The following is a 24,367-nucleotide window of genomic DNA, read 5'->3' as shown; positions in this document are numbered from 1 at the left end:
CGTACTTCTACGGCTCACGATTTTCACAATCAACTAATCATGAGCTGCGAGACTGCGGTCACATAGGAGATGTGTCCCATGTTTACTTTTGAAACCGCCGACCAGAAGGAAGTCAGGCGTTTCCGAATTGCGCAGTTCAACGGCCGGACCGCGACCGTGAAATCCGGTGGCGCGACGATCACCGGCCACGTCCGTTCCGTGATGGAAAAGGAAGCAAGCGTACCGCCGCGTTGGACCATTACCATCGTCCCGACGCCGCCAAAGGCCCAGGCGCCGCTGCGGCCGACCTCCCGCGTTCGTCCTTTCGCAGAGGACTATTTCTGATCGTACTGCGAGCCGGCCCCCGATCCGTTCGTGCAACGGACCTGATCGGGCTCTCGGCGGAGTACGTCAGCACATGACGACGAGCTCAACCCGCTGCACGGGCGGGCCACGCCCCCGCGCCGACGATCATCCGATCTGGTTGAGAAGCGCCGCGCGGACCAGTTCGGCGGTGTTGCGTGCGCCGAGCTTGCGCATGGCCTCGGCCCGGTGGCTCTCGAAGGTGCGAGGGCTGATGCCCATCCGCAAGGCTCCTTCCTTGTTCGAATGGCCATCGCTGATCAGCTTCAAAACCTCGCGCTCGCGCGGGGTCAGCGATCTGCTGGCACGGCCCGAGCGCATGGACGCTGCAGCCGCCGCCGGCTCCTGGTCACGCGCAGAGCCCGTGCGCGACAGCGGACCGAACTGGCCCTGCGCACCGGAAATCTTGTTCACGAGGGCGCACACACGCTCGGTCTGCAGCAGCGCGTTGTCGACCACGATCTGCACGTGCCGGCGCTCACCGGGACTACGGGCAATCTCGTCGCTGCGCTGCTTGATCTCGCCCATGTAGAGCATCAGGGCCGTGAGCGAGCCGTTGAGCTGGCGCGCCAGCGCGATTGAGTCCTGATCATCGCAGGGCTCCACCGCGAGCGCACCCTCACGGGCCACCGCGACGCCATGGTCGTTAACTTTCGTGGCCGGAACCGGGACGGCGCGATCGTCAGAAAGGCTGTTGCTGAGCTGTGGCATGCCCCATTCTGGCGCAACCGCGGCTTTGACATGGTTAACATTCGAAGCCGTAACAATACGGGATATTTCGGCCAACTCGCGCGATCGTCGATATTTCTCTCAAGAGTTGCAGTTCGAGAAAGTTAACCCAGAGCGTCAGGGGGCTTGTTCGGCTCCGTGAATGTCCCGCCTTCGCGGGCTATCAACTCCATCGTGCATTCCGACCATTATTTACGGATATTAATTTGGCACCAACTGTTTCGTGGTTCGATGCGCCCGTTCTCGTCCGTTGAGACGAGCCGTCGAGACCTCGAGCAGACAGCCGGATACACCATGGGACCGGTCGACCGGATCTGGGAATTCCTGCAGCGGTTGTCGCCGTTGACGCGGAGCTGTCTGCTCAGCGAGCTCGAACGACTGGAGCTGAGCGGCGTCGACATGCCCGGGTCGGCCGATCTCCAGGCCCGGTTGCGCGCCGAGATCCGCAACAACGGCGCCGGCGGTCATCGCACCATCAATCCGTCGCGCTATTTCTTCATGCCGGTCGAGCAGCTTCTCATCGACGGCTCGCCGGAGCATGCCAACGAAGGCCGCATTGCCCGCGGTTCGCTGACGCCGATCTGGGAATGGATTTCGCGCGACCTGCTCCCGACCATGGCCCGCGACTACAATGCGCAGATGAGGGACCTGATCGCGGCCGACAAGCAGCGCGAGATCCTCAAGACCGCGAGCGCGTTTCAGACGAAGGTGACGAAGTCCCTGGAAGGTACGCTGGGGCGAGCCGACGGCATCGAGCAGGTTCGCGACAAGCTCAAGGCCTACACGGCCTCTCCGTCTGTGTTCGACGACGTCGTCAAGCTGATGAAGGCGCTGCGCGCCCGCGAGGAGCTGGCGAAATTTGCCGACTCGCTGCCGGACAGGATCGCGGAATTCGACGACCCGCAGGTCAAGAAGATGGCGCTGCTGCTCGACGGCCTACGCAAGAAAGAGCCTGAGGCCGTGCCCTTTGCGCTGACGCTGGTTGCCAAGCGCCTGAAGGAGCCCTGGCAGGTGATGCGTCTGGCGACCAAGGCGGCGCGCTCCAAGAACGTCGCCGATGTGATCACGGCGCCCTACGCCATGACCGTGCCGATGGTGCTCGACCAGCTCGAGGACAAGCGCCTCGCGCTACGCGTTGCCCTGAAGAACAACCGCGTCGTGACGGCCAAGGAAATTCTGACCAACATCTATGATATCGAATATGCCATCCAGGTTCGCATCGACAGGATCGAGGAGTCGGACTGGGGCAATCGTCTGAGCGCGATCATGAGCAACACGGCCAAGATGGTCCAGGACGAGGTCAAGCGCTTCCCGGACGAGGTCGGACACGTGCTCGGCTCCAACCGGCTGCGCAGCCACCGCTCGTTCGGCGACCGCCTGACCTACATCGCCTGGAAAGGCCGCGACGCCATCAAGACGGCGCTGCGCTCGGCAACCGGCTGATTGACTTACCCCTTGGCCATCCGTTCGCGAGCCGATTTGAAGCCGGCGACGAAGCGCGCCAGCGTGTCCGAGGTCTTGCCGCGCGGCAGCATCACTTCGATCAGCGAGAAGCGCCCGCGCCGATGCACGGCGCGCTCGAGCGCGGCCACGAGCTCGGCGCGGGTGGTGACACGCTCGCCGGTGCCGCCGATGGAGTTGGCGATCTCGGCATAGTGCCAGTCGTCGAGATCGTTGAAGCGCGACTCCGGCTGGAACACGCGCAGCATCTCCCAGCTGCAGTTGTTGAACAGCACGACGATGGGATCGAGGCCATAGCGGCGGCAGTTGCCGAGCTCCCAGCCGGTCATCTGGAATGCGCCGTCGCCGACCAGGATCAGCGGCCGCAGGCCGGTGGAGGCGACGCCGATTCCGGCGGGCACGCCGAAGCCCATTCCGGCATAGTAGCCCGGCGCCGCCAGCGCCGTGTTGTCGATCTCCATGGCCGTGAACAGGCAGTCACCGATATCCGAGGTCATCGGCATCCGGCCATGCCGGTCGAACATGTCGTTGATCGCGGTTGCGATGTCCGACGGCGCGATGGGCAGATCGTCCGCCGCAAGACCGCGAGGATAGGTCGAGCGTTGCCGGAGGAGGCCCGCAGCGGTCGCCCGCGGCGTGGCGCGCGCCTCCAGCGCGTCGATGAGATCACCAAGCGGCATGTCGCGATAGGCGTGATGCCCGATCTGCACCTCGCGGCTGGCGGCCAGGATCGTGCGGCGGGGATCAGGTGCCCGGTTCGACAACGCGAAATTGGTATCCGACAGAATGACGCCGAGCATCAGCACGAGATCGGCATCCTCGACGAGCTGGGTGATGGCCGGATTGCCGGCCGCGCCGAGATAGGTGCCGGCGACGACGTCGTCGGCGTTGTCGAGCAGGCCGCGCCCCATGAAGGTGGTGACCAACGGCAGGCCGAGCTTGCGCGCGAGCGCCGCGATCCGGTCCTCGACGCCATAGCGGCGGATTTCGACATCGACGACGATCACCGGACGCTGGGCGCTGGCGATGCGCGACAGAATCTCGTCGACGCATTCGTCCAGCGCCTCGCGGTTGGCCGCGCGCGGGGGCAACGGCCGCACCGGGTCGACCTCCGCATCGACCATGTCGCGCGGGAATTCGATATAGACCGGCAGCGACATTTCCTTCGCGCTGCGCAGCACGCGCGCAATCTGGGCCGGCGCGGTGGCGGGATCGCTGAGCACCGCCTGATCGCAGGTGACCTCCTTGAACACCGAAAGCTGGGTGTCGACGGTGCGCGCCTGGTGGTGCAGCAGGAATCCGGAGACGCGCTCACGCGCACCCGGTGCGCCGGCGATGACCACGACCGGCGAACGCTCGGCATAGGCGCCCGCCACGGCATTGACGACATTGAAGGCGCCTGCGCCATAGGTCACCACGGCGACGCCGAGCCCGCCATGATAGCGGGCCGCAGCATCGGCCGCGAAGCCGACCGCCGGTTCATGACTGAGCGTCACGCTCGGCAGAATGCTGCTTTCCTCGATGACCTTGAACAGCGGCAGCACGAAATCGCCGGGTATTCCGAAGATCTCGCGCGCGCCGTGATCCTTCAGAGCGGCAAGCAGCGCATGGGACAGAGCGGGCATCCGGATCCTCCGGGGTGTGCGTGGCGTTCGGCCGGTGCTACACGATCAGGGATGCGCTGCCAATCACGCCGCCGTTCAACCTCTGCCGACGCCTCCACCACACGCTCGCCGCCACATCACGAGCCGCTAGTTTCGCGTGACCAGCTGGGCCTGGGCCGACGGGGCAGCCGGCGCGGCAGCATGCGGCGCGACCAGCACCGCCGCGAACAGGATCACAGCCGCAGTCATCATGCCGAGCTTCAGCATGACCGTCCTGCGATCGGTGATCGGCAGAAACAGAAAGAACAGCAGCGCCGCTGCCAGCACCAGATCGAGCATGTAGGACATGGATCGCCTCCTCCGTTGCCGGCGACCATGGGCCATGGGGGCTTTTCGCACTGTGTCCGCCGTCACGGAGCGCCGCCGCCGCATTCGGCGCGCAAAACGCGCGGTCGATACCGACCCCACAAGGTGGCTACAAGCTGGATTGACCATCGCCGAGACGGTACACTGCCGGGAAAATTCAAGCGGGGTTCTGACCTTTCATGACCAAGAAGCGAGCGCTCATCACCGGGGTCACGGGTCAGGACGGCGCCTATCTCGCCGAATTGCTGCTCAGCAAGGGCTACGAGGTCCACGGCATCAAGCGCCGCTCATCCCTGTTCAATACCGATCGGATCGACCATCTCTATCTGGATCCGCATGAGTCGGATCCGCCGTTCCGGCTGCATTATGGCGACCTGACGGATTCCTCCAGCCTCATCCGCATCGTCGGCGAGGTCCGCCCGCACGAGATCTACAATCTGGCGGCGCAGAGCCATGTGGCCGTCTCCTTCGAGGAGCCGGAGTACACGGCCAATTCCGACGCGCTCGGCACGCTGCGGCTGCTCGAAGCCATTCGCATCGTCGGTCTCGAGAAGGAAACGCGATTCTATCAGGCCTCGACGTCGGAGCTCTATGGACTGGTGCAGGAGGTCCCGCAGCGGGAGACGACGCCTTTCTACCCGCGGTCCCCCTATGCCGTCGCGAAGCTCTACGCCTACTGGATCACGGTGAATTACCGCGAGGCCTACGGCATGTATGCCTGCAACGGCATCCTCTTCAATCACGAGTCGCCGGTCAGGGGCGAGACGTTCGTCACCCGCAAGATCACCCGTGCGCTCGCCCGCATCCACCTCGATCTGCAGGACCATCTCTATCTCGGCAACCTCGATGCGCTGCGCGACTGGGGGCACGCCCGCGACTATGTCGAGATGCAGTGGATGATGCTGCAGCAGAACGAGGCAGAAGACTACGTCATCGCCACCGGCGTGCAGCACTCGGTGCGCGACTTCGTCAATCTGGCGGCTGACGAGATCGGCCTCGCACTGGAATGGAGAGGCAGCGGCGCCGACGAGAAGGGCTATGACGCCGCCACCGGCAAGTGCCTCGTTTCGGTCGACCCGCGCTATTTCCGGCCGACCGAGGTGGCGACCCTGCTCGGCGACGCATCGAAGGCCAAGCAGAAGCTCGGCTGGGTGCCGCGGACGACGTTTGCGGAGCTGGTCCGCGAGATGATGCGGGAAGATCTCGAATCGGCCAAGCGCGACGAGCTGATCAAGCAGCATGGCTTCCGCTATTTCACGCGCCACGAGTAACGGGCGCGGACATCGGCGGCCGGAGCTCCCTGGTGACGTTTCTGCCGCGTCACTGCTCTATGCGTCGAACAGCGCAGCCTCGGTGAAAGCAAGATCGCCGAGATCAGGCGGATGTGGTCCTTTGGCGTATTTCCGGCCGCGCCGGTCGGAGTACCAGCCGACGAGCCCGGTCATCGGCGCGTTGGCATCGAGCCGCACCAGGAGGCCGCCCCGACGGAGCAGAAACCGTCCGATCGCGCCGGCAAAGCGGGCGACATCGGCCATATCCCGAACATAGAGCAGCCTGTGGACCGGCAGCCAGTTCTTGACCCGGTGTTTCTGAAACACGAACGGATAAGCGATGCCCGCCTCACGCACGACCATGCTGAGGCAGCCCCAGTCCGCATGCTGCCGCAACAGGTCGGCCTCATAGGCGGAGAGCCCCGCTGAATCGCTCTCCGCGAACTCGCCGATCGTCACTCCGGCCTTCGGCGGTGACAATGCCAGGGCCGCGTAGATCTGGCCGCGGCAATAGACCGAAAAGCCCTGCGCCTCGACCTGCGGCCAGGTGTGCGGCGCCGGCGTGATATTGAAGTATGTCACGGTCTTGTCGCGCGTGGCCGCGCGAACCAGCATCGAGCTGAAGGCACGGAAAGCGGCCTCGACATACCAGCTGGAGACATTGGCCCTGACGATCGATGCGCCGTCGCACTGCACTTCGGAAAACAGCAGCAGGATGACGCCGACCGGCGTGCCGCCATGGTCGAGACAATAGCCGAATGCCGGATAGCCCGCGGGCCGTGGACGGGCGGCGTGGCGCTCGAGCCCGCGCAACCAATAATCCTCACGGCGGAACGGGAAGCCGCGCGTCAGCAACGCAGCAACTGCAGCAAGATCGGCCATTCCAATCTCGCGGATGCGCACGCCAATGACCGGCTGGGCCGGCGCAGCCCCCTCGCTCGCAAGACCGGTCTTTCTGATCGGCAGCATTCCGGATTGACTCGACCAAGAACGTTGTGCGCGCTCGCCGCAGCAAGCGATGATACCGCTGCAATTAGCCTAAAATCGGCGTGCCGCAGTGAACCACATCGGGCTGTCATTACCATCGCGTTAACGCGCGACATGGATTCCGCCGTCCGCCATCGTCAGCGGCGTAGCGGCCGGTCACGGCCGCGGCACGCGAAACATGTAGGTCTCGTTGGCGTTGAGCCCGTCGACGAAGAAGCGGCCGGGCCTGACGTCGATGCGACGCTGCAGCCCGTCCCATCCCCACACTTCGAGGCTGCGCGCCCAATCGGGCAATTCGATCTCGACCGCGCGGCCTGGCCGCTCGGTCCACCCGGCGATGTTCTGCCAGACGATCAGCTCGGCATCGGCGCCGCTCAACCGATAAAGCGCGAGCTGCCGGTCGATCGACACGATGCTCATGTGGCCGGCGAGCTGCAGCACCGTCTTCAAGACCAGGCTGCGCGCCTCGGGCACCCACGGATCCTCACCGCTGGCCATCGCATAAGCGAGGCCATCGACACGCGGCGTGTCGCCGAGATTCCAGGGAAAAGCCACCACCGAGACCGGCGAACGACCATCCTGCCCAACCACGGCGAGCTGATCCCAGATCGCACTCAGAAACAATCTGGCCGCCACCTGCTCGTTATCCCATGCGCCAGCGCGCGCGACGTTGAACTCGGTGGTGTAGAAGTTGACATCCCGACGAAGGCCCATCGCCTGCTTGACGCGATCGAAGCAGGTCTGCACCGAGAACTCGCGTCCCCTGGTCATTGGATACCATCGATCATTGTAGTAGGTGTGAAGATCGATCCCGTCGAGCCGCCCGTCCGCGAGCAGATCGGCAATCGCCGGCCCATAGCCGCGCAGCGTCGCGTCGCCATGCGAGTTGCAGGTCGCGAAGCCGCCGGGAACGACCCGCAGCTTCGGATCGACGCTATGGACACCGTCGGCCAGCCCCGCCAACGCATCGTGGTAGTCCTTGCGCGGAATCGAGGCCTGCACGTCGGGCTCGTTGATTGCCGTGAAGATGGTTGCGCCCCAGTCGGGAATGCCGTTTTCCTGGCCCCAATCGCCTCCCGGGCGAAACCGCTTCGCCATCGCCTGCCCCGCAGCAAACCAGTCCTGATAGGACCCGATCGGCTGCGGCGGGTTCAGGGTTTGATAGCTGCCTTCATATTCGAGCAGGATCAGCGGCGTGATGCCGTTCCTGTGCGCCTCGAGCATGGCCGCATCGAAATCCCGCGGCGTCGGAACACGCGCGAGCGTACGCCAGCCATAGGAATCCATCCGGCCCATCCTGGCGCCGACGCCATGCAGCGCCTGGTACAGCTGGGTGCTCTTGCCGGCGAGATGCGTGACGAGATTGCCGCCGCCCATGAGAGACCGGATCGCAGCACCGTTCACAACGTCGGCAACGCCTGGAGTTGCCGAGCCAATCGTTAATAGCACTATGCTAATGACCAGCAGATTGGAACGAAGTCGCAATGTCTAGTCCCGTAGATGTCCGTAATGACGTTTGAGATCGTCCAGGTCGTTCAAGAGATAAGCAATGCCGGCGGCGTGGAAACCGTTGCCATCGAGCTTGCACGTGTTTTCGGCCGGAATGGTTTATCGAATGTCGTTCTGGCCAGCACGGTGGCTGAAAATCTCGAACAGTCGATCCGGGTGGAGCGGGTTGCGCCATGGCTTGCGCGGATTCCGACCCGCGGGCTCTTCCGGTACATCGGTCGCGCCGTCGTCGTGCCGCTGTTCACGCTCGCAGCGACCCGGGCGCTTGCGCATCATCCTGACGCCCTCGTCATCAGCCACGGTGACAGTCTCAAAGGCGACCTGCTGATCGTTCACGCAGTCAATGCGCAGAGCCTTGCCGAGAAGCGTGCCGCCGGCAGCTGGCGCTGGCTGCTCAATCCCATGCATCTCTGGGTGGCCTTGCGCGACCGGTTCATGATCGGCGGGCTTCGCTATCGCGCCTTCGTCGCAGTGTCGGAGCGCGTGACCGCGGAGCTGCAGCGCTTCTATCGCGTTCCATCCTCACGCGTTCATGTCATCTCCAATGGAATCGATCTCCATCGCTTCAGCCGGAATGAGCAGGCGGGGCAAGCGATCCGGCACGAGTTCGGCATTCCGACGCATGCGCGCGTGCTGCTGTTCGTCGGGCACGAATTCCATCGCAAGGGATTGGCCCATGTCGTCGGCGCGCTCGACCGGCTCGGCGACGAGGTCCGGCTGCTGGTGGTCGGCTCGGACAATCCGGCACCCTATCGCAAGCTGACGCGCAAGGCGCAGGATCGGCTCATCTTTGCCGGCTCGCGATCCGACATGCCCGCGCTCTACTCCGCCGCCGACGCGTTCGTCCTGCCGACGAGCTACGAGACGTTTTCGCTGGTCTGCATGGAGGCGATGGCCTGCGGGGTCCCGGTGTTCGCAACGCCGGCCGGCGGCATCGAGGACTACCTCCGCGATGGCATCAACGGCTTTCGTGTCCGGATGGACGCGGAGGACATCGCGACCAGGATCGCTGCGGTGCTCGATGATCCCGCGCTGCTGCAGCGGCTCCGGGACGGCGCGCGCGCGACGGCGCAGCGCTATGGCTGGGATGAGGTCGGGCTGAGATATATCGAGCTGCTCAGGCAGATCGATGCAGCGAAGCGGGCGCCGAGCCAGTCCGCGATGACGGTGTCGGCCAAAGCATAGCGCGCTAACGGCTCGCCTGGAGCGGCTGCCGCTGCACCATGCGGGACGCATTCCTCGACATGTCTGCAGCACGACACGCCGTCTCGATCGCGCTTGCGACGGCCTCGTAGGTGAAACGCGCCAGCACATTGGCGCGCGCGGCCCGTGCGCACGTCGCCAGCTCCAGCCGATCGGCCGTGAGATCGTCGATCAGTCGACACAGGCGGTGCGGATCACGCTCCGGCACGATCCAGCCGCCTTCGCCGACCACGTCCGGAATGGCACCGCAGGTCGATCCGATCACCGGAACGGCGCAGGCCTGCGCCTCGATGATGACCCGGCCGAACTGCTCGCGCACCGCACCGGTCGTCCGTGTCAGCAGCAGCAGCGCATCCAGCCCGCGCAGGAACGACGCCACTTCGGCTGGCGAGGCCCATCCTTGCAGATCGACGCGATCGCCCAGGCCGAGTTCCTTCACCCGCTGGCGCAGATGCGCCTCGTGCGGGCCTTCGCCCATGATGCTCAGCGTGGCGGCAGACCTCGTGCGCGCGAGCGCCTCGAGGGCGTCATCGAGGCCTTTCTCGGCCACGAGCCGGCCGACATAGCCAAGCCGCAGCGGCACATCCGCAGTCCGGGTCGGCCGCTCGCCGGCCGGAGCAAAGGTCGCGAGATCGACACCATAGCCGATGGGCGTCACCGGACCCGCATAGCCGCGCGCCTGGACGACATCGGTTGCCGCGGGACTGCGCGATAGAATGTGGTCGGTGCGGCCAAGGACGAACCTGCGGATCGCCTCGAACGGCGGCGGCAGCCGCTTCAGGATGTTCTGGTCGACCTCCAGCACCAGCGCTGCACGGCCGCGCAGCATCTGCGCCTGCAATGCCACGATGCTCCACGGCTCCTCCCAAAGGTGAATCACGTCGGGATCGAGCTCGCGCAACAGCCGGCGCAAGGCCGGATAGAAATGCAGATACCATTTCATCGGGCCGACGTCCGGCAGCCGGATCGGCAGGCGATGGACCGGATAACGGTCGTCAAAGGGCGCAGCGGTGATCGTGCGGCCGAACTCCTTCCACACCTCCGGCATGACGAGGTGCAGATCGACGTCCGGCCGGGACGCGAGATGACGATAACGCAGCCGGCCGGCTTCGCTGCTGGTGGCCGGATGCGCAATCGAGACGATCCGCAAACGCCCCCTGCTAGACACGGCCCATCACCTTTGCTGCGGCACCGCTGAGACCCGTCAGATGCATTTCCATCGCCGCGACGGAGCGATGCGATCCATTCATGGTGTTGCGCGGGATCGAGAACGGATCCTGGCCGGCATGGACCAGCCCCTTGCGCGTGGTCGCAGCGCTGGCAAATCCCGCCTGCTGCGCGAGCACGAAATCGCGCGGACCGCAATCGGCCGCGCGCCCGTAGGGAAACGCGAAGTGCTCCACCTCGAGTCCGAGCCGCGCGTTCAGACGCAGCCGCGCGTCTGCCAGCTCGTGCATCGCGTCCCGAGGGGACAGTGAGGCGATCCGCGCATGCGACACCGTGTGCGCGCCGATCTCGACCAACGGATCGCGTGCCAGCGTCTCGAGCATCTCCCAGGAGATCGCATGCTTCCAATGCATTGCATCGATGTCGATGCCGTTGGTGGCACAGAACGCGGCGTAACGATCAGCCGCCTGCGGGCCGTCCCAGCTTGCCGCAATCTGGGCGAACGCCGCGCGGCGCCGCTCGGGGCTCGAGAGCGTCATCTCCTCACCATCGACCGTCACGCAATCCTCGCTCAGCAGCGCATCCTCGAGGCCGGCCGCCCACAGCGGCAAGGTGCCGTCGGGAATCCCCGTGGTGACGAACAGCGTCACCGGCACATTGTGCCGACGAAACACCGGCACCAGCAGCTCGAACGTGTCGCGGTAGCAATCATCGATCGAGAAATTGACGTAGCGGCCGGTCGACTCGGCGCCCGCCGCCCGACGCAACGCCTCGCTGATGGTCACGACATCCCAGCCCTGATCGCGGACATAGCCGAGGAAGCGGTCGAGAAAATCGGCATCGACGTAGAAGTCACGGTTGGGCAGACGCTCCCATTGCTGCGACGGCGCCGCACGGTGGAAGGTCAAGCAGCAGCCGCGCGGACCGAGCACGCGGTCGGCGGCCTTGGCGAGCGGAAGAACGAATGCGCTGGACGCCATCATGGCCTTGGCGGCGGCGAGGGCCAAAATCGTCAACTCAGCTCTCCCTTCATCTTGAACGTGCGACGAACATGCCTGAACGCAGCGGCCACATTGGACGGCAGCAGAATTCCGATCGCGAAAGCAAGGCAGAGCAGATACGCCAAACCGCCGAGGAACAGACGCGGCAGCAGGGTCGGGACTGCGTCCTGGATCATCATGCCGAGGACGACCATCAACGCCGTCGGCAGCAGCGCCAGGCCGATCACGAGCAGGAGCTTTCGCGCATCGCCGAGCACGAAGACGACGCCACCCAGCAGCACCAGGCTGCGGATCGCCTCCCCGATGCCAAGCAGCTGCATGCCGGCGGCCGGTGACGGGTCGAACAGATGAGTCAGCAGATTGAAGCTGATGTTGGACAGATAGGCCGAGACGATGATCAGCGCGGCGACGCCGTTGCGGCCGGCACCGTTGAGCAGCCGGATCAGGATCCAGCCAAGCGTCGCGGCCCACACGCCGCAGGCAATGCCCTTCAGAGCGTGCGAGGTCAGCAGCAGCGCTTCGTCACCGAACGCACCGCGGAAATAGATCAGGCGCACGATATCGGTCGAGAACACCAGGAGGAACGCGGATGCCGGCAGGGTCAGCGCGAGCAGCGGCCGGAGCAGCGCCTCGGTCTGGGCCCGCGGATCGCCCGGCGCATGCTGCGACAGCACGGCCATGCCGAGCGGCTGGCTGATCAGGAGCAGTGCGCTTTCGGTCAGGGAGCGGGCGTAGTCCAGCGACGCGACGGCCCCCGTGGTCAGGCGCGACGCGGTGAGACGTTCGATCCAGACATTGCCCTGCTCGGCGAGCGGCAGCGCGAGCAGCACGCGCAGCCGTTTGAAGAACTCGATGCCCTTGTCGGCGACCATGCGGACGGTCAGTCCGGAGAAGCTCAACTCGCCCTCGCGCCACAGCGAGAACAGCCCCCACGCCGCAAGGCCATTGAAGGCGACGGTGAAGGCGCAGGCGAGCATATAGGCATCGCCGGTCAGCGCGAGCAGGCCGATGCCGCCGATCACTGCGACGTTCAGCAGGCTGGCTCGGACATTGGTCAGCCGGGTGCGGCCAAGCGCGATCTCGCCGGCCGCGAGCACGTTGAGGACCGCCGAGGCCGGCATGCCGAACGCCATCATGCGCACGAAATGCAAGGTGAGCTCGCGCCCCTCCGCCGAGAAGCCGCCGACGACCGCGCTCACCCAGAGCTCGCCGAGCAGCAGGATGATCGCGGTCACCGCGCTCGAGACGACGGCGATGACGATCGTCAGCGCACCCAGGCTGCGCGCGGCATTCGGCCGCTGCAGCGCCTCGCGATGCATCGGGATCATGATCGCCGGCACGCTCTCGTTCTGCAGGAAAGCGAGCGGGATGAGCACGGCGGCCATGGCGGCACGGAACCCGTCCGCGATCAGCGAGGCGCCCAGCACATGCGCCATCAGCACCTCGCGGGCGAAGCCGAGCAGCTTGCTCGCCAGCGCACCGCTGATCAGCAGCGCACTGAAGCGCTTGAGCGAGTGACCGGAGGCGCTCACACCGCCGCTCCAGCACCGACGCTGCGGATCAGAAGTCCGATGGAGTCGAGCATGCGCGCGAGACCGTAGTGCGTGCGCGCGCGGCGCGCAGCGTAGTCGAGCTGCGGCTTGAGGATCTCCGGCTCGACGAGCACGGCATCCAAGGCCTCGGCCAGCGCCCGCGCGTCGCCGGGCGGAACGAGCATGCCGGCGCGACCATGCTCCAGAATGTCGGGCGCAGCGCCGGCATCGGTCGCAATGACCGGAACACCCGCGAGCATGGCTTCGACCAGGGTACGACCGAATGGCTCGGGATCGATCGACGGGTGCACCATCGCATCGACGGCCTGCATCAACAGCGGCACATCGCTGCGATGGCCGAGGAAGTGAACGCGATCACCGAGGCCGAGCTCGGCGACAAGCCGCTTCAGCTCGGTCGCATAGTCCTGCTCGCCGAACAGAGCGTCGCCGACGACGATGCCATGAACGCAGGGCAGCTTGGCCAGCGCCTCGATCAGGACGTGCTGGCCCTTCCATTGTGCGAGCCGACTGAAGACGCCGACCAGCGGTCCGGACGGCAGGCCGAGGCGCTGCCTCAGCTCCTGCTGCGACACCGGCAAGGGCTCGATGGCCAGGCCGTTGGGCACGACCTCGACCAGCGAGCGCCGGCCGCCCGCATCGATGAACGCGGCGGCGGCCGCCTCGGACGGAACGATCACCTTCGCGGCGAAGCGATTGGCGAGGAACACCTGCATACGCCGCTGTAGCTTGCCGAAATGGGCCGGGCTGATGATGTCGTGCAGATGCCAGATCAGCGGCCGGCGCGCCACGATGTTGGCGATCGCCGCCAGCACGAACGCCTTCTGCGAATTCGCGTAGACCACGTCATGGCGGCGGGCGACGCGTGCGAGCTCGGCAGTGATCGCAGCAAGACGGCCGAACAGCGGCAACGCCCTGAGCCACGAGCTGTCGCGCCTGAATTGCGACAGGCCACGGCCCCAGCGCGACGCGATCACGGGCAGTCCGCGGTCTGACAATGCCCTGGCGAGCGGCCCCGATTCGAACAGAAAGGCCGACGAGTCCCGACGGCCCTGGACCACGTCGAGCAGGATCAGCTCGGCGCCGCCGATCTGTCCGGTGTGGTCGACGAACAGGACGCGCTCGGCCGACATCAGCCGACTCCGGCGAAGGCTGGCGCTGGGGTGGTCTGAGGCGCGGTCGTGGCGTGTTGCTCGGCTTCGGTCATGGTGACGACGATGCCGACGTCGATCGCTCCGAGCGCCCTGCTCTTGTTCACCGTAGCGACCGCCGGCTCGATCAGCGAACGGTCGCTGCGCACGCAGACGATCACCCAGTCCGTGCCCGCCAGGAAGTCGTCCCGTTGCGACGGCAGGGGCGTATCGACGATGACGGCGTCATAGCCATCGAGGCCGGAGAGCAGAACGTCGAGGCTGATCGCATCGAGGATGTCTCCGACCGGCCCGTTGGCCGCGCCCGCGGGAAGCACATCGAGGCAGGGATGCTCGGTGCGCAGCACCGCCTCGTGCAACGCCGTGCCATGCTCCAGCGCGCCCAGCCATCCCTGGCTCGGCGGCAGGGCCATGACCTCGGCGAACCGTGCATGCGCGATGTCGCATTCGACCAGGAGAACGCGCCGGCCCGCGGCCGCCAGATGCTCCGCGAGCGCGCAGGCCGTGGTCGTCTTGCCATCGCCGGCGTCCGGGGAAGTCACGACGATGCGGTGCGGCCGCGCCGACTGCTGCAGTCCGAGCTCGTGGACGAGGTCGTGCAGCGTGTGCTGAAAGTCCGTGTCCTCGGAAGCGAGGCGCAGCACGTGCGGGATCGCGAGCGGCTGATGCCCCTGGAGGATGGCGCCAAGGGCGGACATCTGCCGCAAGCTCTTCAGGCGCGGCAGGCAGGCCAGGATGGATACGTCGGCGACGCTCGGGAGATGAGATCTTCGCTCCGGCGATGCGGCAGACGTCGTCGTCGTCATCTCCGGCGGCGCAACGTCGGACTCGGGCAGGACCGGGACGATCGTCGGAGCTTCGGCGACGTCGGGGGCGTCGGTCGGCTGCGCAGATGCGTCCGGGGCCGCGGGCACCGGCGACTCGATGACGCGCGAGCCGAGCTGGTCGGCGAGCAGCGCGGCGCCGGCGCCGAAGATCAGCGCCAGCGTCAGGCCGGCGGCGAGGAACGGGATCTTCTTCGGGAAGAACGGCTTGCTCGGCAGCTCGGCGAGACTGACGAGGCGCGTGCTGCCGCGCAGGACGCGACGCTCGGTCTCGAGCTCGCTCGCTTTCTTGTACAGCTCGGCATATTGCTGGCGCTTGATCTCGGTGTCGCGCACCATGCTCTCGATCGACGCTTCGTCCAACGTCGCCGAGCCGGCCTCGGCCTTGGCCGTGTCCATCTGCTTCTTCAGCGAGTTCACCAGCGCGTTGTTGGCGTCGAAGGTTTTCTGCGCGCTCGCTGCGATCGACTGCATCTCTTCGACGAGCCGCTGCTGAATGATCGCCTGCTCGCGCGTCAGCGCCAGGATCGAGGGATGCTTCGGGCCGAGCACGCCGGCGGCGCTCGCGAGCTGGGCGCTGACCGTGGTCAGCTGCTGCTTGAGGTCGGCGATGGTGCGGCTCTGCAGCACCGACGGGGCGTCGGTCGGCCCGCGCTCCTGCTCCGACTTGATCTCCTGCAGCCGCGCGGCCGCCTCGGCCCGCGCGGCCTCCGCCTGCGACAGCTGCTGGCCGATGCTGGTCAGCCGCTCCGACGAGATCGGCGCATTGGCGCCGCGCATCAGGCCCTTGGTGCGACGGAATTTCTGGATCTTCTCGTCGGACTCGCGCAGCTGCTGATCGAGCTGCTTCAGCTCCTGCCAGAGCCAGGAGGTCGCGACCTCGCGGCTGTTGGCGCCTTCGGTGCGCTGGTCTTCGAGGAAGGTCTGCGTCAGCGCATTGGCGAGCGTCTTCGCCACCTCGGGGCTGCCCGACTGATAAGAGATGTTGATGACGCGCGAGCGGCCGGCCGAGGCGACGCTGAAACGGCCGTCGACGTGATCGATGAAGGCACCGGAGTCGGTCCTGAGACGCTGGCACGCATCCGTCGAGCCCATCAGACGACCACGCTCGCATTCGCCGACCACCGCGTCGACGACGCCGGGCGAGGACATGATCTGACGCAGCAAGCGGGGCGAGCGGATCACCAGCAGCTGGCTCTCCATGTCGGCGGGATCGCCGATCTTCTGCGCCCAGGCCGCCGAGGTGTTGGCGCCAGGTTCCTGCTCCGCGATGATCACGGACGCGGTGGCCAGATAACGCACGGGCAGCAGGACCAGCGCGGCGATCGCAAGACCGAGCACCGCGCCCGCGACAATGGCGAATACGCCGCGGCGGCGCCAGATCCGGGCGACGGCGTCAAAGCCCGACAAGGCCTCCGAGAGAGCCGCCTGCCTCATGATCTGCACTCACACCACATGCCAACTTACGCAATCAGCCGCGTCGCGCGGCTCTGATGTCCCGCACGGAAGCTCTCGATCTCCTCGTTGACCGCCGCGACGAACTGGCTGCGGAAGCGATCGGCCGAGAAGAAGCCGGCCCGCTGGCGGCAATCGAGACGCGAGATCGATTTCTCCCTGGCCACGAACGCGCGGACGCATTCGGCGATCGCCGCGGGCTCGGGCGTCTCGAAGAACATGCCGGTCGGACGAGGCCCCGTGGTCAGGATCGACTCGCGCGCACCGCCGCGGCCCAAGGCCAGGACCGGCGCGCCCTCGGACTGTGCCTCGACAGGGATGATGCCGAAATCCTCCTCCGCCGCGAACACGAAGGCGCGGGCGGTGGTCATGAGATCGCGCAACTGCTTGTCGGGCACGAAGCCGGCGAAGGTCACGTTGGGGCCCGCGATCGACTTCAACCGCGCCGCTTCCGGGCCGTCGCCGGCGACGACCAGCTCGAGGTCCGGCATGGTGTTGAAGGCGCGGACGATCGGCTCGATTCGCTTGTAGGGAACGAGACGGCTCGCGGCCAGGAAGTGGTTGCCGACCGGGAGGATCGCATCGCGCTGGCCGATCGTCACCGGCGGATAGATCACCTTGGCCTCGCGGCCATAGATCTTCTTGATGCGGCGGGCGACGAATTGCGAGTTGGTGAAGATGGCGTCGGGGCCGTGCGCGGTGCGCGCGTCCCAGATCCGCATCTTGTGCAGCAAGGCGCGGGCGATGAGGCCCTTGATGCCCGTCGCGTAGCCGCTCTCCTCCAGGTACTGGTGCTGCAGGTCCCAGGCGTAGCGCATCGGCGAATGCACATAGGCGATGTGCAGCTGCTCCGGCCCGGTCAGCACGCCCTTGGCCACCGCGCAGCTCGAGGAGATCACGAGGTCGTAGCTCGACAGATCGAGCTGCTCGATCGCCAGCGGCATCAGCGGCAGATAGGAGCGGTGATACTTCCGCAAGCCCGGCATCTTCTGCAGGAAGCTGGTCTGCGACGTCTCGAAGCCCAGCTTGGCGCGGTCCTCGGGACGGAGCAGGTCGAACAGCGCGAAGACATCCGCACCGGGGTAGCAGCGCAGGATCTCCTGCAGCACCTTCTCGGCGCCGCCGAGAACGTAAAGCCAATCGTGGACGATCGCGACGCGCATCCCGCTCTCCCAAGTCCCTGGGTATTTGAACAAACCCTTAAGGGAGGCGTTCACGCGCACAAAACCAATCCTAAACTTCTAGTTAATCGCCCTTGTCCTCCGACCCGTCGAATCCGCTGCTATCAGGTAAGGATCGGTTAAGGATATGTCAGCCTCGCCGCGTCTCGATTTGCGACAGGTGTGCCGGACCAGAACGAACAACAAGGCTATGGTCTCGCTTCGGCACACTCGGCACCATAGGCCGCCTTGCTTAACAGGCCCTTGCCGCCCGCAACGCCTGCGCGCATGACGCCATGCGCAGCGACGACCGCGACGACGCGCCGCGGACTCCTTCAACACGCTCCCGCCGCACGCGATCGTGATCGCGGGTCGATCTCAGCCGGCGATGATGAGCTGCTGAACCGCGTAGCCGTGACGGATGACGCGGTTGAGCACGGGATCGACCAGCTCGAACGCGAAACGGTCGGCCGGGCGGATGCCGCCCAGGGCTGCGAAGGTGCCGCCGAACATCGCGGTGCCCTCGGGCAGCCCGGCCTCGCCATAGCGGCGCGCGACCAGATCGGCCGGCGCCAGCATGCCGCTCAGCGCGCCCTCCTGGTACAGCACGCGCTCGCCGCCGATGGTCGCGTAAGCACGCAACATCAACCGGTCCCAATGCGCGGCGACGTCGTCGACCAGCCACAGCTCGGGCGCGATCGGCTTGTCGCACATCTGCTTGGAGACGGTGATGTTGTAGGTCTCGACCTTGCGGTCGGTATGATCGGAGCCGACGCCGACGAACATCTTGCCGCCGGATTTCACCAGCACGAATTCCACCTCGCCGGAGGAGTCGCCGCCGGAGACCTCGATGCCGTCGGCCGTCGTCAGCCGCCTGGCCGCGACCTCGTAATAGATCGGCGTCGTCGCCGGGCGGGGAATGCCGAGCTCTTCCAGCTCGGCGATGTGCTTGTCGCGCGCGACCGGATCGCGCCCGGTCCAGCCGGCGATGACGAGACGGTTCAGCGTGACCGGCTGCCGCGCCGCCGTTCCGTCAGCGTGAACCAGAAATTCGATTCGAGTACCGCTCATCGTCGCATTGCCCCTTGAAAACCAGCCTGCCGCTTAGCCGCCCCTGGGCATGCTGGCAAGCGCGGTCCGCTCACTCCTTGCCCGCCTTCTCGGCCTCGTGGTCCTCCTTCAGATGCCGCTTGCGGATCTGGTGCGTGGTGAACCAGATCAGCGCGATCGCGACCGGCACGAAGACGGCGGTAGCGAAGGTCGGCTCGACGTGCAGGCCGGCGTCGTGCGCGCCCTTGGCCAGGTAGCCGAACAGGCTGACGACGTAGTAGCCGATCGCGGCCACCGACAGGCCTTCGACCGTGCTCTGCAGGCGCAGCTGCAGCTTGGTGCGCTCGTTCATCGAGCGCAGGAGATCGCGGTTCTGCTCCTCGAGCTCGACGTCGACACGCGTGCGCAACAGGTCGGCGGCGCGCGACAGCTTGCGCGACAGATTGTCCTGCCGTCGCTCCAGCGTGTTGAGCGTGCGCATCGCCGGCGCGATGCGCCGCGACAGGAACGACGACCAGCTCGAATACGGCGTGATCGGCTCGCCCTCGATGACGGTGAGCCGCGCCTGCACCAGGTCCCAATAGGCGCGGCTGGCGCCGAAGCGGAACAGCGTGCCGGTGGCGCCGCGCTCCAGCGACGCCGCGAGCTCGGTCAGCTCGGTGAGCAGATGATTGTTGAGCTTGAGCGTCTCGGCGCCCTGCATCTCCACCAAGACCTCGCCGAGCCGCCGCTCGATGCGATCGACCTGCGGCGCCAGCTCCAGCGCGGCGGGCAAACCGAGCAGCGCCAGCGTGCGATAGGTCTCGAGCTCCAGCACGCGCTGCACCAGCGCGCCGAGACGTTCGGGCGTCGGCCCCTCGATGCACACGAGGATGCGGGTGAAGCCCTCCTCGTCGAGTCGGAAGTCGGAGGCAAGCGCGCCGATCGAGCCCTTCACCGCAACCAGCGCCAAACTGCTCTTGTCGAACAGCGCTTCCGCGCGCTTGACCGGATCGGTGACGCTTTCGACGCCGAGCTTGACCGCGACCAGCAGCTCGCCGGACAGCTTGAGCGATGCGATCAACGCCTGCAGCTCCGGCGCGATCTCGCCGAAAGCGAGCTTCGGCGCATCGGCCGGCGGGCTCCAGATCCAGGTGAAGGTCGCGAACTCCGAATGCTGCTCCCAGCGCAGCCGCGCCGGTCCGACGGCGACCTGGTGGTGCTTGATGCCGGGCTCCGGCGCCGGCGCGCCATGCCGGGCGCAGAACGCCGCAAGGCTGTCGCGATCGGCATCCGCGCTGTCGCCTTTCGCCATGACCGCGAAGCGAACGACAGAGACCGGCTGCATCAGCGGCGTGAACGGCCGCGCATGCACCTCGTTGAGCACGCTCTCGCGCAGGGCATGCTGGGTGAACGCAGACATGTCGAGCGCGGTCATCGGCGGGCTCCGCGTGCGCGGGGTCGAAGTGTCGAGGCAGCCACCTGCGTCAACGACGCGCCTGCAGCCGCAACGCGCCTCACGGGCAAGGCCGCGCTTGGAACGATCACCCCTGTCATGCCGATCTCACCTCCCCTTGCACCCGCGCGCTTCGCATCCGTCGGCACTTTAGCGCAATTCAGTGACTGCGCCACGGTGACCGCAGAACGGTTGAGGCCGGCGTGCCCGCGACTCCGCAGCCCCCATCCGCAGCGCATGCAGTTGTCACGTTGGCCGTGGTAGACCATAAACAGCATGGTCTTTTCCGCCATCGCCCGATGGCCACTCACCACATCCGTCGCCCAAGCCTGACAGGACTCCCATGACCACGCTTTCCTCCATCGTCGCGCGCGGTGTCGCGCTGGTTGGCAATGCGGCGCTGCAGTGGCGCAAATTGCAGGGGGACACGCCGGCGCCGGCGTGGGGGGCGGCACCGCAGATTCCGCAGGCCAAGCCGCAGGGGATGCTGCCGACCTTGAAGATGCCGACGGCGCGCGGTTGGAAGGACGGCGAGAAGCCGGTGGCGGCGCCGGGCCTGAAGGTGAATGCGTTCGCGACCGGGCTCGATCATCCGCGCTGGATCTATGCGATGCCGGACAAGTCGGTGCTGATCGCCGAGGCGACGCAGGTGCCGAGCCCGGTGCGCAACATGTTCGGCTATGCGATGCAGGCGACGATGCGCCGCGCCGCCGCGCTCGGCGTCAGCGCCAACCGCATCACGCGGCTGGTCGATGCCGACGGTGACGGCACCGCGGAGCGACGCAACGCGTTCATGGAGAATCTCAGCCAGCCGTTCGGCATGGCCCTGGTCGGCGACACCTTCTATGTCGGCAACACCGACGGCATCGTCGCGTTTCCCTATACTGATGGCGCCGAGCGCATCACCGCACAGGGCAAGCGACTCACCACCTTCAAGCCGGGCGGGCACTGGACGCGCAGCCTGCTGGTCAGCCCTGATGGCACCAAGATCTATGCCGGCGTCGGCTCGCTCAGCAACATCGCCGAGCAGGGGTTCGAGGTCGAGGAAGGCCGCGCCTGCATCTATGAGCTGGACATCGCCAGCGGCGCGGCGCGCATCTTCGCAGGCGGCCTGCGCAATGCGGTGGGGCTGGCGTTCGAGCCGAATACGAAGGTGCTGTGGACCGTGGTCAACGAGCGCGACGGGCTCGGCGACGAGACGCCGCCGGACTATCTCACATCGGTGCGCGAGGGCGGCTTCTATGGCTGGCCCTATTGCTACTGGGGCAAGACGGTCGACGACCGCGTGCCGCAGGATCCGGCGCTGGTCGCGACCGCGCTGACGCCGGACTACGCGCTCGGCGGCCACACCGCCTCGCTCGGCCTGTGCTGGCTGCCCGCGGGCACGCTGCCTGGCTTCCCCGATGGCATGGTGATCGGCCAGCACGGCTCGTGGAATCGCAGCAAGCTGTCGGGCTACAAGGTGGTGTTCATTCCGTTCGAGAACGGCAAGCCTTCCGGCCCGGCGCGCGACATTCTGTCCGGCTTCCTCGCGCCCGACGAGAGCTTCTCCTATGGCCGGCCGGTCGGCGTGACGCTCGGGTCGGACGGATCGTTGCTGGTCGCCGACGACGTCGGCAACTGCATCTGGCGGGTCACGGGATCGTAGCGGAACCGGGCCGGCCTCGGCCCGTTGTCGCCGGGACAACAGGAGAGTCTCATGGCCGACAACGTCAATCCCGATCAGAAGCAGCCGGGCGAGCATCAAGAAGGCAAATTCCACTACAATCCGGGCAACCAGGCCGGAAAGACGGTCGAGGTCGGCAAGCCGGAAGGCGAGCAGGTCAACAACAAGGACCGCATCGAGCAGCGCGAGGAGCCGCAGTCGCGGTGAGGGATTTTGGCTCATGTGAGCCGATCTCTCGCCGCAGCGACGGTGCGCTCCCTCTCCCCGTCCTTCACGGGGAGAGGGTTGGGGTGAGGGGCAGCCACGCCCACCGACCGTGCGGAAAGCCCCCTCACCCGGATTGCATCTGACGATGCAATCCGACCTCTCCCCGCAAGCGGGGCGAGGTTACACCGCGCAAGCGGTGAGAGGCTTTTGGCTCACCTGGAAGTGAAACGGACCTCTACCCCTCCAACAAAAACGCCAGCGCCTCGTCGCACGGCGCCTCGACCTTCAGCGACAGCAGATCATCCGCCCGCGTGCGGCCGAGATTGACGGCGGCGATGGGAATGGCGCGGTCGGCGGCGGCGCGGACGAAGCGGAAGCCGGAATAGACCCATCAGCGAGGTGCCGACGACGAGCATCGCGTCGGCCTGGTCGACGTGATCGCGCGCGGTGGCAACCACGTCGCGCGGCACGGTCTCGCCGAAGAACACGACATCCGGCTTGAGAATTCCGCCGCAGGCGCGGCAGGCCGGCACGGTGAAATCAGCGAAATCGACGCCGTCGAGATCGGCATCGCCATCCGGCGCATCCGCCGCGTCGTGCGCGAGCCAGAGCGGATTGGCGTGCGCGAGTTCGTCCTGGAATTCGGCGCGCGACAGGGTCGCGCCACAGCCCATGCAGCGCACGCGGTCGAGCCGGCCGTGCAGGTCGATGACGTTGCTGGCGCCGGCGGCCTGGTGCAGCCGGTCGACGTTCTGCGTCACCAAGAGCGAGCTCCTGCCCTGCGCCTCCAGCCGCGCCAGCGCGCGATGCGCGCCGTTGGGCTGGGCGCGGCCGAAGCGGCGCCAGCCGACCATGCTGCGCGCCCAATAGCGCTGGCGCGTTTCCTCCGCGCCCATGAAGGCCTGATAGGTCACCGGCGGCGTGCGCTTCCACTGGCCATCGGTGTCGCGATAATCGGGAATGCCGGAATTGGTGCTGCAGCCGGCGCCGGTGAGCACGACGATGCGGCTGTGGCTGTCGAGGAAGGATTTCAGGGCTGATGGATCGACCATGGCCTCGCACATGTAGTCGCGGGAACCGGGCTGCGCCAGACCGTCGCAGCACGGACGCGCCGGCCCTGAACCAATGCGCGCCGCAGGTCTTATCCCGCCGGGAGGACCTGCCATGACGCCACGCAACGGACACGACCGCGGCCTTTGGCCGCTCGACGAAGCCGAGGGCGAGCTGCCGGCGGAGGACGGGCGCGATCTCGCCACCGGCGAAGGCGGCGACATCGAGCTGCCGCTGACGCCGGACGACCTCGCCGAGGACGACTGAGCCTCAGCGCGCCGGCGGCACGTTCGCGAGCCAGTGCCGCGCGATGTCGGCGCGCGGGGCGACCCAGGCAGCCCCGCTGCCGGTGATGTGCGCGAGAATGCGGTCGAGCGCGCCGATGCGGCCGGGGCGTCCGATCATGCGCAGATGCAGCCCGACCGACAGCATCTTCGGCGCGCTCGCGCCCTCGCGCGCGAGCCAGTCGAAGGCGTCGATGACGTAGTCGGCGAAATCGGCGCCACGGAAGCGCGAGCCGTTGAAGAACTGCATGTCGTTGCTGTCGAAGGCGTAAGGCAGCACGAGATGCGTCCGGCCGGCGACATCGAGGTAGTAGGGCAGATCGTCGTTATAGGCATCGCTGTCGTAGAGGAAGCCGCCCTGCTCCACCAGCAGACGGCGCGTGTTCGGCGAGCTTGCCGAGCGCGTGTGCCAGCCGAGCGGCCGCTGTCCGGTGACGCGCTGGATGGTCTCGACCGTGCGCGCGATCACGCGCCGCTCCTCGGCCTCACCCATGTCGGCGTGGCTCTGCCAGCGCCAGCCATGCGCCGACACTTCGTGGCCGCGGGCGACCGCATCGCGCGCCAGATCCGGCGAACGCTCCACGGCGCGGCCGCAGGCGCTGACGGTGACCTTGGCGCCATGGGCGTCGAACAGGTCCATGATCCGCCACCACGCGGCGCGCGTGCCGTATTCGAAATGGCTGTCGATGCAGGGATCGGGACCGTCAAGCCGGTGCACGACCTCGTAGATCGCCTCGTTGCTGGCATCACCGTCGGCCATGGAAAATTCCGAGCCCTCCTCGAAATTCACCACCAGCGACACCGCGACGCGCGCGGAGTTCGGCCAGCGCGGGTGCGGCGGATGGCCGGCATAGCCGGAAAAATCGCGACGGAAGGCAGGTTGCGAGCTCATCGG

The 24,367-nt window shown here is 66.6% G+C and carries 21 protein-coding genes and 1 pseudogene; 7 read left to right on the top strand and 15 right to left on the bottom strand.

Going from position 1 to position 24,367, the window contains the following annotated elements:
- The first annotated feature begins 78 nt into the window (after positions 1-78).
- Positions 79-324 carry a hypothetical protein gene (locus tag QXZ94_RS27690; RefSeq protein WP_172112836.1) on the top strand — a complete coding sequence of 82 codons (246 nt, stop codon included), beginning with the start codon at positions 79-81 and terminating at the stop codon, positions 322-324.
- A 126-nt stretch (positions 325-450) separates the two neighbouring features.
- Here QXZ94_RS27690 and QXZ94_RS27685 read toward each other — a convergent pair whose 3' ends face one another.
- Positions 451-1,053, bottom strand: coding sequence for a helix-turn-helix transcriptional regulator (locus QXZ94_RS27685; RefSeq protein ID WP_315726560.1), 603 nt, complete (start codon positions 1,051-1,053; stop codon positions 451-453).
- 312 nt (positions 1,054-1,365) lie between these two features.
- Between QXZ94_RS27685 and QXZ94_RS27680 the strand changes: the two genes are divergently transcribed.
- Positions 1,366-2,514 carry a hypothetical protein gene (locus QXZ94_RS27680; RefSeq protein WP_315723728.1) on the top strand — a complete coding sequence of 383 codons (1,149 nt, stop codon included), beginning with the start codon at positions 1,366-1,368 and terminating at the stop codon, positions 2,512-2,514.
- Positions 2,515-2,519: 5 nt separating this feature from the next.
- Here the strand turns inward: QXZ94_RS27680 and ipdC are convergent, their stop codons facing one another.
- Positions 2,520-4,157 (bottom strand): indolepyruvate/phenylpyruvate decarboxylase, encoded by a 1,638-nt coding sequence (gene ipdC / locus QXZ94_RS27675; RefSeq protein WP_315723726.1) that lies wholly within the window; start codon positions 4,155-4,157, stop codon positions 2,520-2,522.
- A 126-nt stretch (positions 4,158-4,283) separates the two neighbouring features.
- Entirely contained in the window at positions 4,284-4,484 is a 201-nt protein-coding gene (locus QXZ94_RS27670; RefSeq protein WP_315723724.1) for a hypothetical protein, read from the bottom strand.
- A gap of 197 nt (positions 4,485-4,681) precedes the next feature.
- On the opposite strand from QXZ94_RS27670, the gene gmd reads away from it, so the two are divergent.
- Positions 4,682-5,773, top strand: a complete 1,092-nt coding sequence (gene gmd / locus QXZ94_RS27665; protein ID WP_315723723.1) for a GDP-mannose 4,6-dehydratase — start codon at positions 4,682-4,684, stop codon at positions 5,771-5,773.
- Positions 5,774-5,830: 57 nt separating this feature from the next.
- Here the strand turns inward: gmd and QXZ94_RS27660 are convergent, their stop codons facing one another.
- Positions 5,831-6,742: an acyl-CoA acyltransferase gene (locus QXZ94_RS27660; RefSeq protein ID WP_315723722.1), complete on the bottom strand. Its 912-nt coding sequence runs from the start codon at positions 6,740-6,742 to the stop codon at positions 5,831-5,833.
- 174 nt (positions 6,743-6,916) lie between these two features.
- Complete coding sequence (locus QXZ94_RS27655) at positions 6,917-8,137, bottom strand: hypothetical protein (protein WP_315726558.1); 1,221 nt, start codon at positions 8,135-8,137, stop codon at positions 6,917-6,919.
- Positions 8,138-8,269: 132 nt separating this feature from the next.
- On the opposite strand from QXZ94_RS27655, the gene QXZ94_RS27650 reads away from it, so the two are divergent.
- Complete coding sequence (locus QXZ94_RS27650; protein WP_315723720.1) at positions 8,270-9,454, top strand: glycosyltransferase family 4 protein; 1,185 nt, start codon at positions 8,270-8,272, stop codon at positions 9,452-9,454.
- Between the two features lie 4 nt (positions 9,455-9,458).
- Here the strand turns inward: QXZ94_RS27650 and QXZ94_RS27645 are convergent, their stop codons facing one another.
- From QXZ94_RS27645 to QXZ94_RS27610, 8 genes are all read right to left on the bottom strand, one after another.
- Entirely contained in the window at positions 9,459-10,640 is a 1,182-nt protein-coding gene (locus tag QXZ94_RS27645; protein ID WP_315723718.1) for a glycosyltransferase, read from the bottom strand.
- The gene (locus QXZ94_RS27640) at positions 10,633-11,655 is read right to left on the bottom strand and encodes a polysaccharide deacetylase family protein (RefSeq protein ID WP_315723716.1); all 1,023 of its coding nucleotides are present in this window, start codon (positions 11,653-11,655) and stop codon (positions 10,633-10,635) included. The genes QXZ94_RS27645 and QXZ94_RS27640 overlap by 8 nt, the downstream gene beginning before the upstream one ends.
- Positions 11,652-13,172 carry a lipid II flippase MurJ gene (locus QXZ94_RS27635; RefSeq protein WP_315723714.1) on the bottom strand — a complete coding sequence of 507 codons (1,521 nt, stop codon included), beginning with the start codon at positions 13,170-13,172 and terminating at the stop codon, positions 11,652-11,654. Before QXZ94_RS27635 ends, QXZ94_RS27640 begins: the two co-directional genes overlap by 4 nt.
- The gene (locus tag QXZ94_RS27630; protein WP_315726556.1) at positions 13,169-14,326 is read right to left on the bottom strand and encodes a glycosyltransferase family 4 protein; all 1,158 of its coding nucleotides are present in this window, start codon (positions 14,324-14,326) and stop codon (positions 13,169-13,171) included. The genes QXZ94_RS27635 and QXZ94_RS27630 overlap by 4 nt, the downstream gene beginning before the upstream one ends.
- Entirely contained in the window at positions 14,323-16,602 is a 2,280-nt protein-coding gene (locus QXZ94_RS27625; RefSeq protein ID WP_315723712.1) for an exopolysaccharide transport family protein, read from the bottom strand. Before QXZ94_RS27625 ends, QXZ94_RS27630 begins: the two co-directional genes overlap by 4 nt.
- Before the next feature lie 26 nt (positions 16,603-16,628).
- Positions 16,629-17,783, bottom strand: a complete 1,155-nt coding sequence (locus QXZ94_RS27620; RefSeq protein ID WP_315723710.1) for a glycosyltransferase — start codon at positions 17,781-17,783, stop codon at positions 16,629-16,631.
- A 375-nt stretch (positions 17,784-18,158) separates the two neighbouring features.
- Positions 18,159-18,851, bottom strand: a complete 693-nt coding sequence (locus tag QXZ94_RS27615; RefSeq protein WP_315723708.1) for a DUF2848 domain-containing protein — start codon at positions 18,849-18,851, stop codon at positions 18,159-18,161.
- Between the two features lie 70 nt (positions 18,852-18,921).
- Entirely contained in the window at positions 18,922-20,247 is a 1,326-nt protein-coding gene (locus tag QXZ94_RS27610; RefSeq protein WP_315723706.1) for a DUF3422 domain-containing protein, read from the bottom strand.
- A 361-nt stretch (positions 20,248-20,608) separates the two neighbouring features.
- Here QXZ94_RS27610 and QXZ94_RS27605 point away from each other — a divergent pair, with 361 nt between their 5' ends.
- The gene (locus QXZ94_RS27605; protein WP_315723704.1) at positions 20,609-21,913 is read left to right on the top strand and encodes a sorbosone dehydrogenase family protein; all 1,305 of its coding nucleotides are present in this window, start codon (positions 20,609-20,611) and stop codon (positions 21,911-21,913) included.
- A 51-nt stretch (positions 21,914-21,964) separates the two neighbouring features.
- The gene (locus QXZ94_RS27600; RefSeq protein ID WP_172184378.1) at positions 21,965-22,138 is read left to right on the top strand and encodes a hypothetical protein; all 174 of its coding nucleotides are present in this window, start codon (positions 21,965-21,967) and stop codon (positions 22,136-22,138) included.
- Between the two features lie 235 nt (positions 22,139-22,373).
- Here the strand turns inward: QXZ94_RS27600 and QXZ94_RS27595 are convergent.
- Positions 22,374-23,202 (bottom strand): annotated as a pseudogene (locus tag QXZ94_RS27595) (NAD-dependent protein deacetylase).
- Between the two features lie 100 nt (positions 23,203-23,302).
- On the opposite strand from QXZ94_RS27595, the gene QXZ94_RS27590 reads away from it, so the two are divergent.
- Positions 23,303-23,455: a hypothetical protein gene (locus tag QXZ94_RS27590; protein WP_315723701.1), complete on the top strand. Its 153-nt coding sequence runs from the start codon at positions 23,303-23,305 to the stop codon at positions 23,453-23,455.
- Positions 23,456-23,458: 3 nt separating this feature from the next.
- Here QXZ94_RS27590 and QXZ94_RS27585 read toward each other — a convergent pair whose 3' ends face one another.
- Positions 23,459-24,364, bottom strand: coding sequence for a polysaccharide deacetylase family protein (locus QXZ94_RS27585; RefSeq protein ID WP_315723699.1), 906 nt, complete (start codon positions 24,362-24,364; stop codon positions 23,459-23,461).
- Positions 24,365-24,367 lie beyond the last annotated feature (3 nt).

This window comes from Bradyrhizobium sp. SZCCHNS2022 (assembly GCF_032377575.1).
GTDB lineage: Bacteria > Pseudomonadota > Alphaproteobacteria > Rhizobiales > Xanthobacteraceae > Bradyrhizobium > Bradyrhizobium aeschynomenes.
This window is presented reverse-complemented; position numbering and strand designations above follow the sequence as displayed.

What these genes read in the sequence shown, in the direction of transcription:
- QXZ94_RS27670 (WP_315723724.1), bottom strand. Translation starts at nt 4,484, where the DNA reads ATGTCCTACATGCTCGATCTGGTGCTGGCAGCGGCGCTGCTGTTCTTT.
- QXZ94_RS27605 (WP_315723704.1), top strand. Translation starts at nt 20,609, where the DNA reads ATGACCACGCTTTCCTCCATCGTCGCGCGCGGTGTCGCGCTGGTTGGC.
- QXZ94_RS27680 (WP_315723728.1), top strand. Translation starts at nt 1,366, where the DNA reads ATGGGACCGGTCGACCGGATCTGGGAATTCCTGCAGCGGTTGTCGCCG.
- QXZ94_RS27690 (WP_172112836.1), top strand. Translation starts at nt 79, where the DNA reads ATGTTTACTTTTGAAACCGCCGACCAGAAGGAAGTCAGGCGTTTCCGA.
- QXZ94_RS27600 (WP_172184378.1), top strand. Translation starts at nt 21,965, where the DNA reads ATGGCCGACAACGTCAATCCCGATCAGAAGCAGCCGGGCGAGCATCAA.
- QXZ94_RS27685 (WP_315726560.1), bottom strand. Translation starts at nt 1,053, where the DNA reads ATGCCACAGCTCAGCAACAGCCTTTCTGACGATCGCGCCGTCCCGGTT.
- QXZ94_RS27650 (WP_315723720.1), top strand. Translation starts at nt 8,270, where the DNA reads ATGACGTTTGAGATCGTCCAGGTCGTTCAAGAGATAAGCAATGCCGGC.
- QXZ94_RS27660 (WP_315723722.1), bottom strand. Translation starts at nt 6,742, where the DNA reads ATGCTGCCGATCAGAAAGACCGGTCTTGCGAGCGAGGGGGCTGCGCCG.
- QXZ94_RS27655 (WP_315726558.1), bottom strand. Translation starts at nt 8,137, where the DNA reads ATGGGCGGCGGCAATCTCGTCACGCATCTCGCCGGCAAGAGCACCCAG.
- gmd (WP_315723723.1), top strand. Translation starts at nt 4,682, where the DNA reads ATGACCAAGAAGCGAGCGCTCATCACCGGGGTCACGGGTCAGGACGGC.
- QXZ94_RS27625 (WP_315723712.1), bottom strand. Translation starts at nt 16,602, where the DNA reads ATGAGGCAGGCGGCTCTCTCGGAGGCCTTGTCGGGCTTTGACGCCGTC.
- ipdC (WP_315723726.1), bottom strand. Translation starts at nt 4,157, where the DNA reads ATGCCCGCTCTGTCCCATGCGCTGCTTGCCGCTCTGAAGGATCACGGC.
- QXZ94_RS27620 (WP_315723710.1), bottom strand. Translation starts at nt 17,783, where the DNA reads ATGCGCGTCGCGATCGTCCACGATTGGCTTTACGTTCTCGGCGGCGCC.
- QXZ94_RS27585 (WP_315723699.1), bottom strand. Translation starts at nt 24,364, where the DNA reads ATGAGCTCGCAACCTGCCTTCCGTCGCGATTTTTCCGGCTATGCCGGC.
- QXZ94_RS27590 (WP_315723701.1), top strand. Translation starts at nt 23,303, where the DNA reads ATGACGCCACGCAACGGACACGACCGCGGCCTTTGGCCGCTCGACGAA.
- QXZ94_RS27610 (WP_315723706.1), bottom strand. Translation starts at nt 20,247, where the DNA reads ATGACCGCGCTCGACATGTCTGCGTTCACCCAGCATGCCCTGCGCGAG.
- QXZ94_RS27615 (WP_315723708.1), bottom strand. Translation starts at nt 18,851, where the DNA reads ATGAGCGGTACTCGAATCGAATTTCTGGTTCACGCTGACGGAACGGCG.